The 15,913-nt window shown below is 69.6% G+C and carries 9 protein-coding genes and 2 tRNA genes; 9 read left to right on the top strand and 2 right to left on the bottom strand.

The genetic code is table 11. The features are described 5' to 3' along the window. Window positions 1-54: 54 nt before the first annotated feature. From IEZ13_RS43960 to IEZ13_RS43950, 3 genes are all read left to right on the top strand, one after another. Window positions 55-1,083, top strand: a complete 1,029-nt coding sequence (locus tag IEZ13_RS43960; RefSeq protein WP_183217040.1) for a YlbL family protein — start codon at window positions 55-57, stop codon at window positions 1,081-1,083. A 97-nt stretch (window positions 1,084-1,180) separates the two neighbouring features. After that, the gene (locus IEZ13_RS43955) at window positions 1,181-4,147 is read left to right on the top strand and encodes a UPF0182 family membrane protein (protein ID WP_183217038.1); all 2,967 of its coding nucleotides are present in this window, start codon (window positions 1,181-1,183) and stop codon (window positions 4,145-4,147) included. Between the two features lie 62 nt (window positions 4,148-4,209). Beyond that, window positions 4,210-4,283: transfer RNA gene (locus IEZ13_RS43950), tRNA-Met, on the top strand. Window positions 4,284-4,876: 593 nt separating this feature from the next. On the opposite strand, the gene IEZ13_RS43945 is transcribed toward IEZ13_RS43950, so the two are convergent. After that, window positions 4,877-5,257, bottom strand: a complete 381-nt coding sequence (locus tag IEZ13_RS43945; protein WP_183217036.1) for a MarR family winged helix-turn-helix transcriptional regulator — start codon at window positions 5,255-5,257, stop codon at window positions 4,877-4,879. A 100-nt stretch (window positions 5,258-5,357) separates the two neighbouring features. On the opposite strand from IEZ13_RS43945, the gene IEZ13_RS43940 reads away from it, so the two are divergent. The 3 genes from IEZ13_RS43940 (at window position 5,358) to IEZ13_RS43930 (ending at window position 10,505) form a co-directional block, all read left to right on the top strand. Continuing rightward, window positions 5,358-6,788, top strand: a complete 1,431-nt coding sequence (locus IEZ13_RS43940; protein ID WP_183217034.1) for an MFS transporter — start codon at window positions 5,358-5,360, stop codon at window positions 6,786-6,788. Between the two features lie 53 nt (window positions 6,789-6,841). Continuing rightward, window positions 6,842-6,918, top strand: a tRNA-Met gene (locus IEZ13_RS43935). 545 nt (window positions 6,919-7,463) lie between these two features. Then, window positions 7,464-10,505 (top strand): AfsR/SARP family transcriptional regulator, encoded by a 3,042-nt coding sequence (locus IEZ13_RS43930; RefSeq protein ID WP_183217032.1) that lies wholly within the window; start codon window positions 7,464-7,466, stop codon window positions 10,503-10,505. Between the two features lie 73 nt (window positions 10,506-10,578). Here the strand turns inward: IEZ13_RS43930 and IEZ13_RS43925 are convergent, their stop codons facing one another. After that, window positions 10,579-10,725 carry a hypothetical protein gene (locus IEZ13_RS43925; protein WP_183217030.1) on the bottom strand — a complete coding sequence of 49 codons (147 nt, stop codon included), beginning with the start codon at window positions 10,723-10,725 and terminating at the stop codon, window positions 10,579-10,581. 224 nt (window positions 10,726-10,949) lie between these two features. Between IEZ13_RS43925 and IEZ13_RS43920 the strand changes: the two genes are divergently transcribed. The 3 genes from IEZ13_RS43920 (at window position 10,950) to IEZ13_RS43910 (ending at window position 15,893) form a co-directional block, all read left to right on the top strand. Next, complete coding sequence (locus IEZ13_RS43920) at window positions 10,950-11,306, top strand: hydroxyisourate hydrolase (RefSeq protein ID WP_183217028.1); 357 nt, start codon at window positions 10,950-10,952, stop codon at window positions 11,304-11,306. Between the two features lie 31 nt (window positions 11,307-11,337). Beyond that, window positions 11,338-13,023 carry a 2-isopropylmalate synthase gene (locus IEZ13_RS43915; RefSeq protein WP_183217026.1) on the top strand — a complete coding sequence of 562 codons (1,686 nt, stop codon included), beginning with the start codon at window positions 11,338-11,340 and terminating at the stop codon, window positions 13,021-13,023. 98 nt (window positions 13,024-13,121) lie between these two features. After that, window positions 13,122-15,893: a helix-turn-helix transcriptional regulator gene (locus IEZ13_RS43910; RefSeq protein ID WP_183217025.1), complete on the top strand. Its 2,772-nt coding sequence runs from the start codon at window positions 13,122-13,124 to the stop codon at window positions 15,891-15,893. The last annotated feature ends 20 nt before the right edge of the window (window positions 15,894-15,913 follow it).

Below are 15,913 nucleotides of genomic sequence, written 5' to 3'. Positions count from 1 at the left end.
TGAGGGCGGTGTCAGCTCAGAGAGAACTCAGAGAAGGTGGGTACGCTTCCGCGCATGAGACGTCGCGGTGTCACCGTCATCCTCGGCGCCCTGATCACCGCACTCCTGGCTGCCGGTGTCATGGTCGCACCGATGCCCTACGTGGTGCTCAAGCCCGGCCCCACGGTCGACACCCTCGGTTCGGACAACGGCACCGAGGTCATCCAGGTCACGAAGGGCGAGACCTCGAAGTCGGCCGGGCAGTTGCGCCTGACCACCGTCAACGTGCAGTCACAGGTGGAGCTGGTCCAGGCGATCCGCAGCTGGCTGAGCGACTCCGACGCGGTGGTGCCGCGTGAGCTGATCTACCCGCCGGACCAGAGCGAGAAGCAGGTCCAGGAGCAGAACGCGCAGGAGTGGAAGCAGTCGCAGAGCAGCGCCGAGACGGTGGCTCTGCGTGAGCTCGGTTACCCGGTGCAGGTCTTCGTGTCCAAGGTCACCCCGGGCGGAGCGGCCGAGGGCGTGTTGCGGGCGGACGACGTGATCACCGCGGTCGACGGCACCCCGATCACCGGCCGTGCCCAGGTGACCGAGGTGGTCCGGAGCAAGCCGGCCGGGTCCACCCTGACCGTCGCCTACACCCGGGGCGGGCAGCCCGCCACGGCGCAGATCACCTCGCGCGCCGACGAGAAGGACGGCACACCGCGGATCGGCATCGAGATCGACACCAAGCAGCCCAACCCGTACGAGATCGAGATCGACCTCGACAAGATCGGTGGGCCGAGCGCCGGCCTGATGTTCACCCTCGGCATCATCGACAAGATGCGCCCCGAGGACCTGACCGGCGGCAAGGTGATCGCGGGCACCGGCACCATCGACGACAACGGCAACGTCGGCCCGATCGGTGGCATCCCGCAGAAGCTGGTCGGCGCGAAGAAGGCCGGCGCCGAGCTCTTCCTGGTCCCCCGGGAGAACTGTGCGGAGGCGCTGAAGAACGCCGTGCCCGGTCTGCCGATGGCCGAGGTGGCCACGGTGGACGACGCGCTCACCGCGCTACAGGCCTTCACCACCGGAAACACCCCGAAACCGTGCTCGGCATCGTGATGCGTGTGCCGGGAGTGACGAGACAGTTCTGCCGCGTATCGAAGCTGGATGCGACATCGTAAGGTGAAGAACCGGCCAGAGGAAGTGTGGAGCCAACGTGGTCATGCGTAACAGTCCTCTACCGAGGATGAGCCGGCGCGGTCGCGTGACCGTCGGCGTCCTGGTCGGGGTCTTCGTCCTATTCACGCTGCTCGGTTGGGGTATCGACGCGTACACCGACTATCTGTGGTTCTCCGAGGTCGAGAAGACGAGCGTCTTCTCCGGGGTGCTGCTGACCCGCCTCGTCCTGTTCGTGGCGGTCGGTGTGGTGATGACCCTGATCGTCGCCGGCAACCTCTATCTGGCGTACCGTCTGCGGCCGCTGCTGCGCCCGCACTCCGCCGAACAGGCCACCCTCGAGCGCTACCGGATGATCCTCGCCCCGCGCCTGGGCACGTGGATCGCGGTGACCGGTCTGGTCATCGGCTTCTTCGCGGGCCTCTCCGCGCAGAGCCGGTGGAGCGACTGGATGCTGTTCCGCAACGGCGAGCCGTTCGGCGTCCCGGACCCGCAGTTCAACGTCGACATCTCGTTCTACGTGTTCGAGTACCCGTGGCTGCGCTACCTGCTCGGGCTCGGCTTCACGGCCGTGGTGCTGTCGGTGCTCGGCGCGCTGGCGGTGCACTACATCTTCGGCGGTGTGCGCCTCCAGGGCGTCGGCGACCGGATGACCGGAGCGGCGCGTGCCCACCTGACCACCCTGGTCGCGGTCTTCGTGCTGCTCAAGGCGGTGGCCTACGTGCTGGACCGGCGGGCTCTGCTGCTGGAGAAGCACGTGTCGCCGGATCTCTACGGCGCCGGCTACACCGACGTCAACGCGCTGCTGCCGGCCAAGGAGATCCTCGCCTACATCTCCGTGGTGGTGGCGATCGCGATCATCGTCTTCTCCAACGCGGTGATGCGGAACCTGGTCTGGCCCGGTGTCTCGCTGGCCCTGCTGGCCATCTCGGCCGTGGCGATCGGCGGCATCTACCCGCTGGCGGTGCAGAACTTCCAGGTCAAGCCCAGCCTCTCGGACAAGGAGTCGCCCTACATCTTACGGTCGATCGAAGCGACCAGGGCGGCGTTCGGGTTGGAGAACACCGATGTCACGCAGTACGCGGCCCGCAGTGCCCGGCCACCGGAGACACTGGCCGCCGACACCAGCGCGCAGAACGTCCGGCTGGTCGACCCGCAGCTCGTCTCCCAGGCGTTCACCCAGTCCCAGCAGCCCCGTGGCTTCTACGACTTCGGCGAGAAGCTGGACGTCGACCGCTACACGATCGACGGCAAGGCCCAGGACTACGTGGTCGGCGCCCGCGAGATCAACGACGACAAGCTCACCGCCCAGCAGCGCAACTGGATCAACCGGCACACCGTCTACACCCACGGCTACGGCCTGGTGGCGGCGCCGGCCAACCGCGTCTGCGGCACCGGCCTGCCGTACTTCGTGTCCGGCTTCCTCGGCGGCAGCGGGCAGAATCAGACCGACTGTGCCGAGGCGTCCGACCTGATCAAGACGGAGCAGCCGCGGATCTACTACGGCGAGCAGTCCACCGAGTACGTGATCGTCGGCCAGGAGGACAAGAACAAGAACGTCGAGTTCGACCGGCCGCAGGAACAGAACGCGAGCAGCGGCGACGTCCTCTACACGTACGAGGGCAAGGGCGGCGTCGAGATCGGGTCGTTCTTCCGGCGGATGGTGTTCGCGATCAAGAACACCGAGAGCAACTTCCTGCTCTCCGACGCGGTCAACGCGGATTCCCGGCTGATGTACATCCGGGAGCCCCGTGAGCGGGTCGCCAAGGTCGCGCCGTTCCTCACCATCGACGGCGACCCGTACCCCGCCGTCGTCAACGGGCGGATCACCTGGATCCTCGACGGCTACACGACCGCGAAGACCTACCCGTACGCCCAGAAGATCAACCTGGCCACCGAGACGCGGGACGAGCTGACCGGCACCGGTTCCTTCGCCCTCGCCAAGGACGACGTCAACTACATGCGCAACTCGGTCAAGGCGACCGTCGACGCGTACGACGGCACCGTGACGCTCTACGAGTTCGACGAGCAGGACCCGGTCCTCAAGGCGTGGAACAAGGCGTTCGGCGGCGACCTGATCGTCCCGAAGAGCCAGATCCCGGCGGCGCTCGCCGAGCACTTCCGCTACCCGGCCGACCTGTTCAAGGTGCAGCGCAACCTGCTCACCAAGTTCCACGTCACCGACGCGCGGACGTTCTTCTCCGGCGACGACTTCTGGCAGGTTCCGAACGCTCCGGACTCGCCGTCGAGCGGCAAGCAGCCGCCGTTCTACCTGAACGTCAAGCTGCCCGAGCAGCAGGAGACCCGGTTCCAGCTCACCTCCGGCGTCACCCCGGCCAACCGGGAGAACATGGCGGCCCTGATCTCCGGCTCCTACGTCGACGGGCAACCCAAACTCGAGGTTCTCGAGCTGCCCGACAACACGGTCGTGCCCGGTCCGGTCCAGGTGCACCAGCGGATGGTCAACAACTCCTCCGTCTCCCAGCAGTTGACCCTGCTCAACCGTGGCGGCCAGGCCACGGTTCTCTACGGCAACCTGATCTCGCTGCCGTTGGCCGACGACATCCTGTACGTCGAGCCCATCTACGTGCGGGACAGCCAGGGCAACACGGCGCCACTGCTGCAGAAGGTGCTGATCTCCTACGGTGACGCCGGCAACTACGTCGTCCTCGAGGACAACCTCACCGAAGGTCTCGAAGCACTCGCGGCCCTCGGTAAGGCCGGTGCGCCCACCACCGGCGGCACCCCGACGACACCGCCGACCACCAACCAGCCGCCCGGCCAGATAAGCCCCGAGCTAGCTCAGGCGGCCGCGGACGTCGACAAGGCCATCGAGGACCTGCGCGCCGCGAAGCAGTCCGGCGACTTCGTCAAGGAGGGTGAGGCGCTCAAGGCCCTCGACGAGGCGATGGCGCGCTTCCAGGCGGCCAACAAGCCCGGTGCCGCGCCCAGCGTGTCGCCGAGCCCGTCCACGGCTGCCAGCCCGTCGGGTACAGCGGGCGGGTGACGATCGTCTCCGGGGGCCGTTTTGCGGCCCCCGGAGTCGGTGCGCTAGGGTTAAGAAACCGACGCGGGGTGGAGCAGCTCGGTAGCTCGCTGGGCTCATAACCCAGAGGTCGCAGGTTCAAATCCTGTCCCCGCTACGAGTGGAAGGGGCCTGTGTCCGCGGAAAGCGCGGACCGGGCCCCTCTCCGTATTTCCCTCCTGGGGCCCGAGCCCCAGACCCCACGGTGCGGTGATCGCGCCGCGTGATTTCGTCGCGCTTCCTCGCCTCCCGCTCGCCTCGCCGCGTGGCCGCGGCATTGCGCTTGGGGGCTGGTGGGTCGGTTCGCCGCGTGGCCGCGGCATCGCGCCACGGGAAGTTGCCGACAGTCACTCACCGTGACCGCGATCTTGGGTAGGTGAGGGTGCGTGGTACATCCGTGCTGTTCTGGATACCCCGACATTCCACAAAGAGCCGGTGAACCGAGTCCCTCGCTCACGCGGAGTTAGTGTCGGTCGGGTTTTCGGAGGTGAAAGCACACGAAAGCCGCCACGTGGACGGCCATCGCGGCGATAGGCCACGTAGCCGACCGGGATACCGCCGCCGTGCGCGCCCACCCACCCTGCGCGGCACGGGATTGAGTGGCAGTGGCTCGCATGAGCCGGTGGGGCGGGGAGGAATCGGCGGGGCGGTGTGGTCCGTACCGGAAAAGGGAGGGGGAGAAGGGGGCGTTGGCCGCGGTAGGTACCGGGGTTATGGGGTTGGGGTCAGGTGCTGGGCCAGGACGGCCAGGTGGGTGGCTTTCGCCTCGGTGTGGCGGGTGCGGCCCAGGTCGGTGAGCTGGACGAAGACGCCGCGGCGGTCCTGGACGCAGTGGGTGCGGTCGATGAGGTCGGCGTTCACCAGGCGGGTGACGGTTCGGGAGAGGGCGCTCTGGCTCAGGTACATGGCCTCGGCCAGGTCCTGCATGCGGCGCTTGTCACAGTTCTGCGTGGTGAGACGGTCGAGTGTCTCGAACTCGCTGAGGGACAGCCCGTGGGACTCCTGGAGGGCGCGCTCGAGATGGCAGGCGACCTCGTTGTAGCAGGCCAGCAGTGATCGCCACTGGTCGATGAGGGCGGCTTCCGGCTCCATGGGGGGCATCCTATCCGCGGTTCCGATTTCATGCACATGGATTTAGTGCGTGCGCAATCAATGCGTAGACATTAGTTGCACACGCATCTAGATTCGCGGCGTGACTATTACTGAGTCTCTTGCCGGAAGTGGCACGCGCACCGAGGGACAGCGGTGGACGCCGCGCCTGTGGGGCGTGCTCGCGGTGCTGTGCGCGGTGCTCTTCCTGGACGGGCTGGACGTCTCGATGGTGGGGGTGGCGCTGCCGTCCATCGGGGCCGAGCTCGGGCTGTCCACCACGTCCCTGCAATGGATCGTGAACGGCTACGTGCTGGGCTACGGCGGCCTGCTCCTGCTCGGCGGGCGCACCGCCGACCTGCTCGGGCGCCGCCGCGTCTTCCTGATCGCGCTGGGTGTCTTCACCGTGGCCTCGCTGATCGGCGGCCTGGTCGACGACGGCACGCTGCTGATCGCCACCCGCTTCGTGAAGGGCCTGGCGGCGGCGTTCACAGCGCCCACCGCGATGAGCATCCTGACCACCACGTTCGCCGAGGGCCCGGCCCGCAACCGGGCGCTCTCCATCTTCACCGTCTTCGGGGCCAGCGGCTATTCGTCGGGGCTGATCCTCGGCGGGCTGCTGACCAGCCTCGGCTGGCGGTGGACCTTCCTGGTGCCGGTTCCGCTCGCCCTCGCCGCCCTGGTGGCCGGGTGGGTGCTGATCCCGCGGGACCGGGCGGCCGCCGACGGCGGGCACGATCTGATCGGCGCGGTCACCCTGACCGCGGGCATGCTGCTGTCGGTGTACGCCGTGGTCACCGCACCGGAGCGGGGCTGGACCGACCCGCTGACGATCGGCGTCGCGGTGCTCGCGGTGCTGTCGCTGGCCGGTTTCGTGGTGGCCGAGAGCCGGGTCCGGCATCCGTTGGTCCGCCTCGGGATCTTCCGGATCGGCTCGATCGTCCGGGCCAACCTGAGCATGGTGAGCCTGCTCGGGTCGTACGTCAGCTTCCAGTTCTTGATGACCATCTACCTTCAGGACGTGCTGCACTGGGAGCCGCTGCGGATGGCCCTCGCGCTGCTCCCGGCGGGGCTGCTGGTCGCGTTCGGCTCCCCGTTCATGGGCCGCCTCATCGACCGGTACGGCACCGCGCCACTGATTGTCACGGCCATGGTGTCGCTGAGCGCCGGCTACCTGTGGTTCCTGGCGACCGCCGGCGACCGTCCCGGCTATCTGCTCACCGTGCTCCCGGCCATGTTGCTGCTCGGCGGTGGCTTCGCCTTCGGGTTCAGCTCGATCATGGCGCAGGCCACCGACGGCATCGCCGACTCGGAGCAGGGGCTCGCGTCCGGGCTGGTGCAGAGCTCCGGTCAGGTCGGGACCGCGCTGGTGCTGGCCGTCGTCACGGCGATCCTGGGCGCGACCACCGCCACGGCGGCCGACTTCGCCTCGTTCCGGCCCGGCGTCGGCCTGGTCACGGCGGTCGCGGTGGGCGGACTGGTGCTCAACCTCGTACCCCTGTTTTCCCTGCTGGGGCGGCATCGCGCCGCCTGAGAGGGGGGTGGTGTGCGGGCCCCGCGGAGGACGAGCTAAGCTTTACCTACCGACGCGGGGTGGAGCAGCTCGGTAGCTCGCTGGGCTCATAACCCAGAGGTCGCAGGTTCAAATCCTGTCCCCGCTACCAACGGAAAACGCGGTTCGTCAGCAGACGGACCGCGTTTTCCGTTTCTCCGGGGCTTGATCCGTTCGCTGCGCATTCCGGTGTGGCCCCGAAAGGCCAGAACAAGTGAAGGCGTATTCGTTTCATAGGTGTCCACCTGTCGGAAAGTCGCCAGGGCGTCGTTCGCTCTTCATGATCGACATTGGCCGGTAACGTCGCCGTAACCCGCCCGCATCGTCGAAATCGCAGCTCAGAACGTTCCTGTGAGAATGCCATGAGAGTGATCGCATTCGAGACACCATGCCCGGTGGGAGCGCCTTCAATGGGCGTAACCGATAGATCGGGCACTATGTCTTGGTCAGTTGGTATCCGATTAGTGGGCGGGAGGTAGCGACCACTTCGGATAGTTCGTAGGCTCGGGGCGACTCATGGGGGACAGAGACTTGCGGACACGAATCCACCGGCGACCCGTCTTCGGCCCGAGAAATGCGGATCCAAACGACAGAAGGGGGCACATAGACGATATCCCGGCGCAACGACTACCACCTTGTGGGCGGTAAGGGGCGCCCATGGAGTTTCACGTACTGGGACCGCTGGAAGCGGTCGTCGACGGTCAGCGGCTCGACATCGGCGGTAACCGTCAGCAGATCGTTCTGGCCAGCCTCGTTCTCGAAGCCGGAACGGTGATCTCCATCGACCGCCTGATGAAAGCGGTCTACGGCGAGGGCCTTCCGTCCAGCGCCCGGGTCCAGGTGCAGATCTGCGTCTCCGCGCTGCGCCGGCTGCTCGGCTCGTACGGCCATCCCAAGGCCATCGCCACCCGGAATCAGGGGTACGTGCTCGTGCCCACCGGGATCGACATCGACCTGCACCGTTACGAACGGCTCGTTCAGGAGGCCCGGACCGCCGGCAACGCCGGTCGCCGGGAGGAGTCGACGGCCCGCTACCGGGAGGCGCTGGGCCTGTGGCGCGGCCCGGCGCTGGACGGGCTCGACAGCGAGCCGCTGCGGATGGTCGCCGACCGGTTCGCCGAGCGGCGGCTCACCGTCAACGAGGACTGCATCGAGTACGACCTGGAGCTGGGCCGCCACCGGGAGGTGATTCCGGAGCTGGTCGGCCTGGTCGGCGCCTACCCCTTGCGGGAGCGACTGCGCGGCCAGCTCATGCTGGCGCTCTACCGTTCCGGGCGGCAGGCGGAGGCGCTGGACGCCTATCGCGCGGCCCGCCGCACGCTGATCGACGAACTGGGCCTGGAGCCGAGCGAGTGGTTGCAGCAGCTGGAACGCTCCATCCTCACCTCGGACGCCGACCTCAGTGCCCCGGAGACGGTCACCGTCGCCGCGCCGATCCCCGTACCGGGGCCGGACGTGCCGTCCCTGGGCATCGTGTCCGGCGAGCCCGAACCGATCCGGGCGCCCGCCGATCCGGCGCCGCCGGCCCGCCCCGGCCAGCCGGTCCCGTCCATGCTGCCCACCGACATCGCCGACTTCACCGGCCGCAGCCGGCAGATCGACGCGATCCAGTTGCAGCTCGCGATGGCCGCGGCGAACACCGACCAGCTGGCCGTGCCGATCATCGTGGTGGCCGGCAAACCGGGCATCGGCAAGACGGCGCTGGGCGTCCACGTCTCGCACCGGCTGGCGCCCCGCTACCCCGACGGGCAGCTCTTCGCCGACCTGCACGGCCGCAGCTCCGACCGGGTCAGCCCGATGCAGATCCTGGAGCGGTTCCTGCGGACGCTCGGGGTGGCCGGCACCTCGATCCCGGACGGGCTGGAGGAGCGCGCGGAGATGTACCGCGGGCTGCTGTCCGACCGTCGGATGCTGGTCGTGCTCGACAACGTCGGATCCGAGGCCCAGGTGCTGCCGCTGTTGCCGGGCGATCCGCGTACCGCCGTGCTGATCACCACCCGCAGCCGGCTCGGCGCCCTGCCCGGCGCCGTGCACGTCGACATCGACGTGCTGGACCCGCCGCAGTGCCTCGACCTGCTGTCCCGGATCGCCGGCGACGACCGGGTCCGGGCCGAGCGGACGGCGACCGACGAGCTCATCGAGCTGTGCGGACGGCTGCCACTGGCCCTGCGGATCGCCGGCGCCCGGCTGTCGGCGCGCCCGCACTGGACGGTCGAGGACCTGGTCGACCGGCTGGAGAACGAGTCGCGGCGGCTCGACGAGCTCAATCACGGGGCGATGGGCGTACGGGTCAGCATCTCGATCACCTACGACAACATCAGCGAGCCGGCCCGGCGGCTGTTCCGCCTGCTCGCCGTGGTCGACTGCCCGGACTTCTCGGCGTGGGTGTGCGCCGCCCTGCTCGACGAGGCGCTGCCGGACGCGCACGACCTGCTCGACGAACTGGTGGACGCGCAGCTGGTGGAGACCGTCGGCACCGAGCACAGCCGGCACCGGCAGTACCGGATGCACGATCTCATCCGGGTCTTCGCCCGGGAGCGTCTGGCCGCCGATGAACCGCTGACGGAGCGGACCGCGGCGCTGCGGCGGGCGTTCGGCGGGATGCTGTTCCTCGCGGAGGAGGCGCACCGCAAGTACTACGGCGAGGGCAACCTTGCATTGCACAGCCGGGCGGCGCGCTGGCGACTCCCGCAGCGCGCCACCGACCGGATCATCGGCGACCCGCTCGACTGGTTCGAGCGGGAACGGCAGTGCATCGTGGCGGCGATCCACCAGGCCGCCAAGGTGGGCGCCGCCGACTACTCCTGGGATCTGACGATCACCTCGGTCACCCTGTTCGAGTCGCGGAACTACCTCGACGACTGGCGGGAGACCAATGAGGTCGCGCTGGCCGCCGCGCAGCAGGCCGGGGACCGTTTCGGCCAGGCGGTGATCCGCTACTCGATGGGGTGCCTGGGCGTCATCGAGAGCAGGCTCACCGACGCGCGCCGCTACCTGGACGACGCCGTGGCGCGGTTCGAGGCTCTGGACGAGGAACACGGTGCGGCCGTGGCGAACCGGCACCTCGCCTACTTGGAGCGGATGGAGGGCGAATTCGCCGAGGCCTACCGCCGGTACGAGCAGGCGCTGACGGTTCTGCGCCGGGTCGGCGACCTGACCGCGGCCGCGCATGTCCTGCAGAACATGGCGCAGGTCGAGCTGGATCGCGGGGAGCCGGCGAAGGCCACCGCCCTGCTCGTCGAATCGCTCGACGTCAGCCGCCGGGCCGGCAGCCGGCGGATCGAGGCGCAGGCGATGTACCGGCTCGGTCAGGCCCATCTCCAGGCCGGCGACGTGCACGAGGCGGTGGTGGTCTTCAACGACGTGCTGGCCGTGACGCGGGAGGTCGGCGATGTGATCGGCGAGTCGTATGTGCTGCTTGGACTGGGCACCGCCCATCTTGCCGGCGGCGACCACGCGGCGGCCCGGGCGGCCCTGTCCGCCAGCCGCGAGCGGGCCGCCACCAGCGGCAAGCTGATCCTCGAGGCGAGGATCGAGTTCCGGCTCGGCGAGCTGGAACTCGCGAGTGGGTCGCGGGAGACGGCGATCGTCCATCTGGAGCGGGCCCGGGGCATGTTCCACGAGTTGCGGGCTCTCGTGCTGGAGGAGAGCGTCAGCACGGTTCTCGCCCGGGCAGTCGGCCGGTGCAGCATCAGCTGAACAGTCCGAAACGAAAAAAGGGGGAAGGCATCCGGTGCGATGCCTTTCCCTTTTTCGTTTCGGCGGCCGGGTTTCAGTCCCAGGGGTGCTGAGTGGAAAACGTCGTGGTCTGCGTGGTGTCCGGCGTCGCCGTGTCGTCGGCGTGCGCGGCGCCGGCGCCGAGAACGGTGAAGGCGATTCCAGCGACGGCGGCCAGGGCGAAGCGGGCGATAGAGCGCATGGGAAGGTCATCCTTCGGTTGGGGTTTTCCGACCCGGTGCATTCCGTGTCGACACCGAAGACGTTATGGACCACCCCTATCGCCGACTTATCAAATGGTTTATCCGCCGCTTCTGCCGACGGCCGGCCCGGCGATAACGAAGAGAATGCGCGGCGATAACGCGATAACCGAGGATGGCGCCAAGGGGCGGTGACGCCACGGAACCGACGGCAGGGTGAAACCTCATGAGTATCTCCGCGCAAGCAGTGGACGTCGTCTACGGACGGCCGGCAGCCGGTGTTCAGGTACGCCTTCAGCGGAGGAGCGCGGATCTAGGCCGGGAGCTCGATGACTGGCTGACCGTCGACGAGACGGAGACGGACAGCGACGGCTGCATCAAGGACTGGACCGCGGAGCGGTTCGGGCGGGGGCCGTACCAGATCGTCTTCGACAGCGACGCCTATTTCGCCATGCTGGGGCTGAGCACCGCCTACAAGGAGGTCTCGGTCGTCGTGCGGCTGGCCGACGAGTCCGACAGCTGCCGGATCCAGGTGCGGCTCGCGCCCTATTCGTACTCGATGGATTTTGGATTCCGGGGCTGAGAGGTCCCGTTTGCGGAAATCAGGGAGAGTCATGTCGGAACAGTTTCGGCGGGCGGTGGAGAAGTATGTGCGGCCGGCCGCGCCGGTGACGAACGCGGAGCGCGCCTGGCCAGGGCGGACCATCACCTCGGCCCCACGGTGGCTCTCCACCGATCTGCGCGACGGCAACCAGTCGCTGGCCAACCCGATGAGCCCACAGCGCAAGCTGCGGATGTTCCGGCTGCTGACGTCGATGGGCTACCGGGAGATCGAGGTCGGGTTCCCGGTCGCGAGCCGGGACGACCACGACTTCCTGCGGCTGCTCATCGAGAAGGACCTGATCCCGGACGACGTCCGGATCTCCGTGCTGGTGCAGGCCCGGGACGAGCTGATCCGCCGGACCGTGGAGAGCCTGGAGGGTGCGCCGCGGGCCACCATCCACATCTACAACGCCACCTCGCCGCAGTTCCGCCGGGTGGTCTTCGGGATGGACCGGGCCGAGTGCAAGGAACTGGCGGTGCAGAGCACCCGGCTCATGCTGAAGTACGCCGACCGCACCCTGGCCGGCTGCGACCTCGGCTTCCAGTACTCGCCGGAGCTGTTCAACGACACCGAGCTCGACTTCTCGCTGGAGGTCTGCGAGGCCGTGATGGACGTGTGGCAGCCCGGGCCGGGCCGCCCCATCATCCTCAACTTCCCGACCACGGTGGAGCGGGCCACCCCCAACGTGTTCGCCGACCAGATCGAGTACATGGACCGCGGGCTGAGCCGCCGCGAGCACGTCTGCCTGTCGGTGCACCCGCACAACGACCGGGGCACCGGCGTGGCGTCCGCCGAGATGGCACTGCTCGCCGGGGCCCAGCGGATCGAGGGATGCCTGCTCGGCAACGGTGAGCGGGCCGGCAACGTCGACCTCGTGACGCTCGCGCTCAACCTGTTCAGCCAGGGCATCGACCCGGGCGTCGACTTCTCCGACATCAACGAGGTCCGGCGGGTCGTCGAGGAGTGCACGCGGATCCCGGTGCACCCGCGGCATCCGTACGCCGGTGACCTCGTCTACACCGCCTTCTCCGGGTCGCACCAGGACGCCATCAAGAAGGGCTTCGACGAGCGCAAGCGCACCGGGGCGACCGCCTGGGAGATCCCCTATCTGCCGATCGACCCGGGCGACGTGGGGCGCACCTACGAGACCGTCGTACGGATCAACAGCCAGTCCGGCAAGGGCGGGGTGGCGTACGTGATCAGCTCCCACCTCGGCCTCAACATGCCCCGGGACCTCCAGCTGGAGTTCGCCGCGCTGGTGCAGGCCCGCGCCGACGCCGAGGGCGGCCCGATCGGCGCCGACCGGATCGTCGAGCTGTTCACCCGCGAGTACGTCACCCGGCCGCTGCTGCCGGTGCCGCTGCCGCCGCCCGGGGTGTCCGTGGTGGTGCACGTCGACGGCGCCGCCTTCGAGGTCGGCGCGGTCCGGACGGACGCGGTGGAACGGGTCAAGGAGTGCCTCGCGGCCTGGCGCATCGATCTACGGGCCGTGCACCGGACCGGGACGGGGCTGGCGCACACCGGCGGGACCGGCGTCTACGCCGAGTTGCGCACCGGCGACCGGCCACTGTGGGGCGTCGCCGTCGACGACGACGTGGAGACCGCGATCCTGGCGGCGGTCCGCTCCGCCGCGGCCCGGCTCGGCCGCACCGCCGAGCGCCCGCGCAGCACCGCACCACTCGCCCGAGCGAGCTGATAACCCCAGGTCACGGGCGATAAGTAGGAGATAACGCATCGACAAGGAGCACCCGTAGCGTTCGGGGCACAGTTCGATACCGCTAACGAGGGAAGATCATGGAACTGGTGGAACGGGACGCCGCGACGGCGGTGCTGGACGGCATGCTCGCCGCCGCCGTCGCCGGAAAGGGACGGGTCGCGATGGTCACGGGTTCCGTGGCCACCGGTAAGACCGAACTGCTGAACACGTTCGCCGAGCGGGTCCTGGACCTGAACGGCCTGGCCATCACCGCGGTCGGCTCGCGTGCCGAACGGAACCTGCCGCTCGGCGTCTTCGGGCAGCTCCTGATGGATGCCCCGCTGGTCGCCGAGGAGAGCCGGCGTGCCATGGACCTGCTGCACGAGGGTGCGCAGAGCATCCCGGCCGGGCCGGACGGCGCCGCCCGTCTGGACCCGCAGATCGTGCACGGGCTCTGCACCGTCCTGCTCGATCTGGCGCAGCGATATCCGCTGGTGATCGTCGTCGACGACCTGGACCACGCCGACCCGGCGTCCGTGCTCTGCCTGGCCTACCTGGCCCGGCGGGTACGGTTCGCGCCGATGCTGGTGGTGTTCAGCCACTCCGGGCACGGGCGCCCGGACGAGCCGGCGCTCGAACTGGAGGCGCTGAGCCGGCCCCCGCAGGGCGCCCACCTCACGCTCGCCGCGCTGACCGCGGAGGGCGTACGCCAGATGGCCGCCGGCGTGCTGGCCGACGACGACGCCGAGCGCACCGCGGTCCGCTGGCACCAGCTCAGCGGCGGCAACCCGCTGCTGGTCACCGGCCTGATCGAGGACCACCGGCAGATCCTGGCCGAGGGCGGCGCCCCGGACGACGAGCCGGTCGCCGGCGGCCACTACGCCCGGGCGGTCGTCTCCTGCCTGCACCGCGCCGACCCGCGCCTGGCCCGGGTGGCCCGCGGCGCCGCCATCCTGCCCGGGGCCGCCTTCCTGGACCAGCTGATCGGTGTCGAGACGGCACAGATCGGCCAGGCGGTACGGGCGCTGACCGCCGCCGGCATCCTGCACCAGGGCGAGTTCCGGCACCCGGTCGCCCGCGACGCGGTGCTCGCCGAGATCGACGGCGAGGAGCGGTGTGAGCTGCACCGCCGGGCCGCGGTCCTGGCCCACCACGGCGGCGCGCCCAGCCGGGTGGTCGCCGACCAGCTGCTCGGCGCCGGTCGGGCCGAGGAGCGGTGGGCCGTTCCGGTGCTCGAGGACGCCGCCCGCTGGGCGCTGCGCGAGGGCCGGGTGGACGCCGCGATGCGCTACCTGCGGCTGGCCTGGCAGGCCTGCGGCGACGAGCAGCACCGCGCGAAGATTATGACGACCATGCTGCGCGCCGCCTGGCGGATCAACCCGGGCACCTCGACCGGCTACCTGCCCGAGCTGACCGCGGCCCTGCGCCGGGGCCACCTGCGCGGCGGCGACGCCCTGGCGCTGACCAAGGCGCTGCTGTGGGACGGCCGGTTCACCGACGCGCGGTCGGTGTTCGAGCACCTCAACGAAGCCGGCGACGACCCGGACCAGGAGGGCCTCACCGAGCTGGCCATCGCGCGGCCGCTGCTGCGCTCGACGTACCCGTCGTTCTTCGCCCTGCTGCGCCAGCCCGCCGAGCGGCCCCCGGCGGTGTCGACGGTCGCCTCCAGCCACCGGCTCGAGGCGGCGTCCGCGCTGGCCACGGTCCTCACCCGGGGCCCGTCCGAGAAGATCGCCACCGCGGTCGGCCGGATCCTGCACAACTCCCGGCTGGACGAGATGAGCCTCGACACCGTGGAGAGCGCGCTGCTGGCGCTCACCTACGGCGGCTGGTCCGACCAGGCGGCGTCCTGGTGCGACCTGTTCGTCGAGGAGGCCGTCACCCGGCGCGCGCCGAGCCGGCTGGCCCGCCTGTCGGCGATCCGTGCCGAGGTGTCGCTGCGGATGGGTGACCTGCCGGCCGCGGTACGCCACGCGCGGCTCGCCCTGGAGGTGATGCCGCCGACCAGCTGGGGTGTCGCGATCGGTTCCGTGGCGGCGCCCATGATGATCGCGGCCACCGCGATGGGCCGCTACGACCTGGTCCGTGAGCAGCTCGACCAGCCGGTGCCGGAGGAGATGTTCCAGACCCGGTACGGCCTGCACTATCTCCAGGCGCGCGGCCGCTACAGCATGGCGATCGGGCAGCTGCACCTGGCGCTGCGCGACTTCGAGTACTGCGGCGAGCTGGCCGGCCGGTGGCAGCTGGACACGCCCGGGCTGGTCCCGTGGCGGGTGGACGCGGCCGAGGCGCTGCTGCGGCTGGGCCGGCCGGACCGGGCGCACAAGCTCGTCGAGGAGCAGCTGCACCGCTGCGGCAAGGAGAACCAGCGGGTGCAGGGCATGGCGATGCGCCTGTACGCGGCGGCCGGCGAACTGCGCCACCGCCCGATGTTCCTGCGCCAGGCCGTGGAGTTGCAGACCGCCGACGAGTACGAGCAGGCCCGCGCGCTGATCGACCTCACCGACGCGTTCCAGGCGCTGGGCGAGCCGCGGCGGTCCGGCATGATCGCCCAGCGGGCTCGTGCCCTGGTCGAGAAGATCGAGGCCGAGCCGCTGCTGGCGGCGCTGAACCCGGAACCGGGCGGCGCGGAGGACGCCCGGGCGCAGGCGGTCGCGCCACCCACCCAGGCGACGACGCTGAGCGAGGCCGAGCGGCGGGTGGCCGTCCTGGCCGCGGACGGGTACACGAACCGGGAGATCTCCAAGAAGCTGTACATCACGATCAGCACCGTGGAGCAGCACCTGACCCGGATCTACCGGAAGCTGAACGTCACCCGCCGTACCGATCTGCCGGCGCACCTGGTGCGGGACCACATCGTGACCGGCTGACGGCCGCTCGCACCGATGGG

Origin of the sequence: Actinoplanes campanulatus (assembly GCF_014647795.1) — a bacterium.
Taxonomy (GTDB): domain Bacteria; phylum Actinomycetota; class Actinomycetes; order Mycobacteriales; family Micromonosporaceae; genus Actinoplanes; species Actinoplanes campanulatus.
The sequence above is the reverse complement of the archived record's forward strand: the minus strand, read 5'-3'. Positions and strand labels throughout refer to the sequence as shown.

Bases quoted from the DNA above. Each gene is read 5' to 3' on its own strand.
- IEZ13_RS43945 (WP_183217036.1), bottom strand. From the start codon at position 5,257: ATGGAGCCGGAAGCCGCCCTCATCGACCAGTGGCGATCACTGCTGGCC.
- IEZ13_RS43915 (WP_183217026.1), top strand. From the start codon at position 11,338: ATGTCGGAACAGTTTCGGCGGGCGGTGGAGAAGTATGTGCGGCCGGCC.
- IEZ13_RS43925 (WP_183217030.1), bottom strand. From the start codon at position 10,725: ATGCGCTCTATCGCCCGCTTCGCCCTGGCCGCCGTCGCTGGAATCGCC.
- IEZ13_RS43920 (WP_183217028.1), top strand. From the start codon at position 10,950: ATGAGTATCTCCGCGCAAGCAGTGGACGTCGTCTACGGACGGCCGGCA.
- IEZ13_RS43930 (WP_183217032.1), top strand. From the start codon at position 7,464: ATGGAGTTTCACGTACTGGGACCGCTGGAAGCGGTCGTCGACGGTCAG.
- IEZ13_RS43960 (WP_183217040.1), top strand. From the start codon at position 55: ATGAGACGTCGCGGTGTCACCGTCATCCTCGGCGCCCTGATCACCGCA.
- IEZ13_RS43910 (WP_183217025.1), top strand. From the start codon at position 13,122: ATGGAACTGGTGGAACGGGACGCCGCGACGGCGGTGCTGGACGGCATG.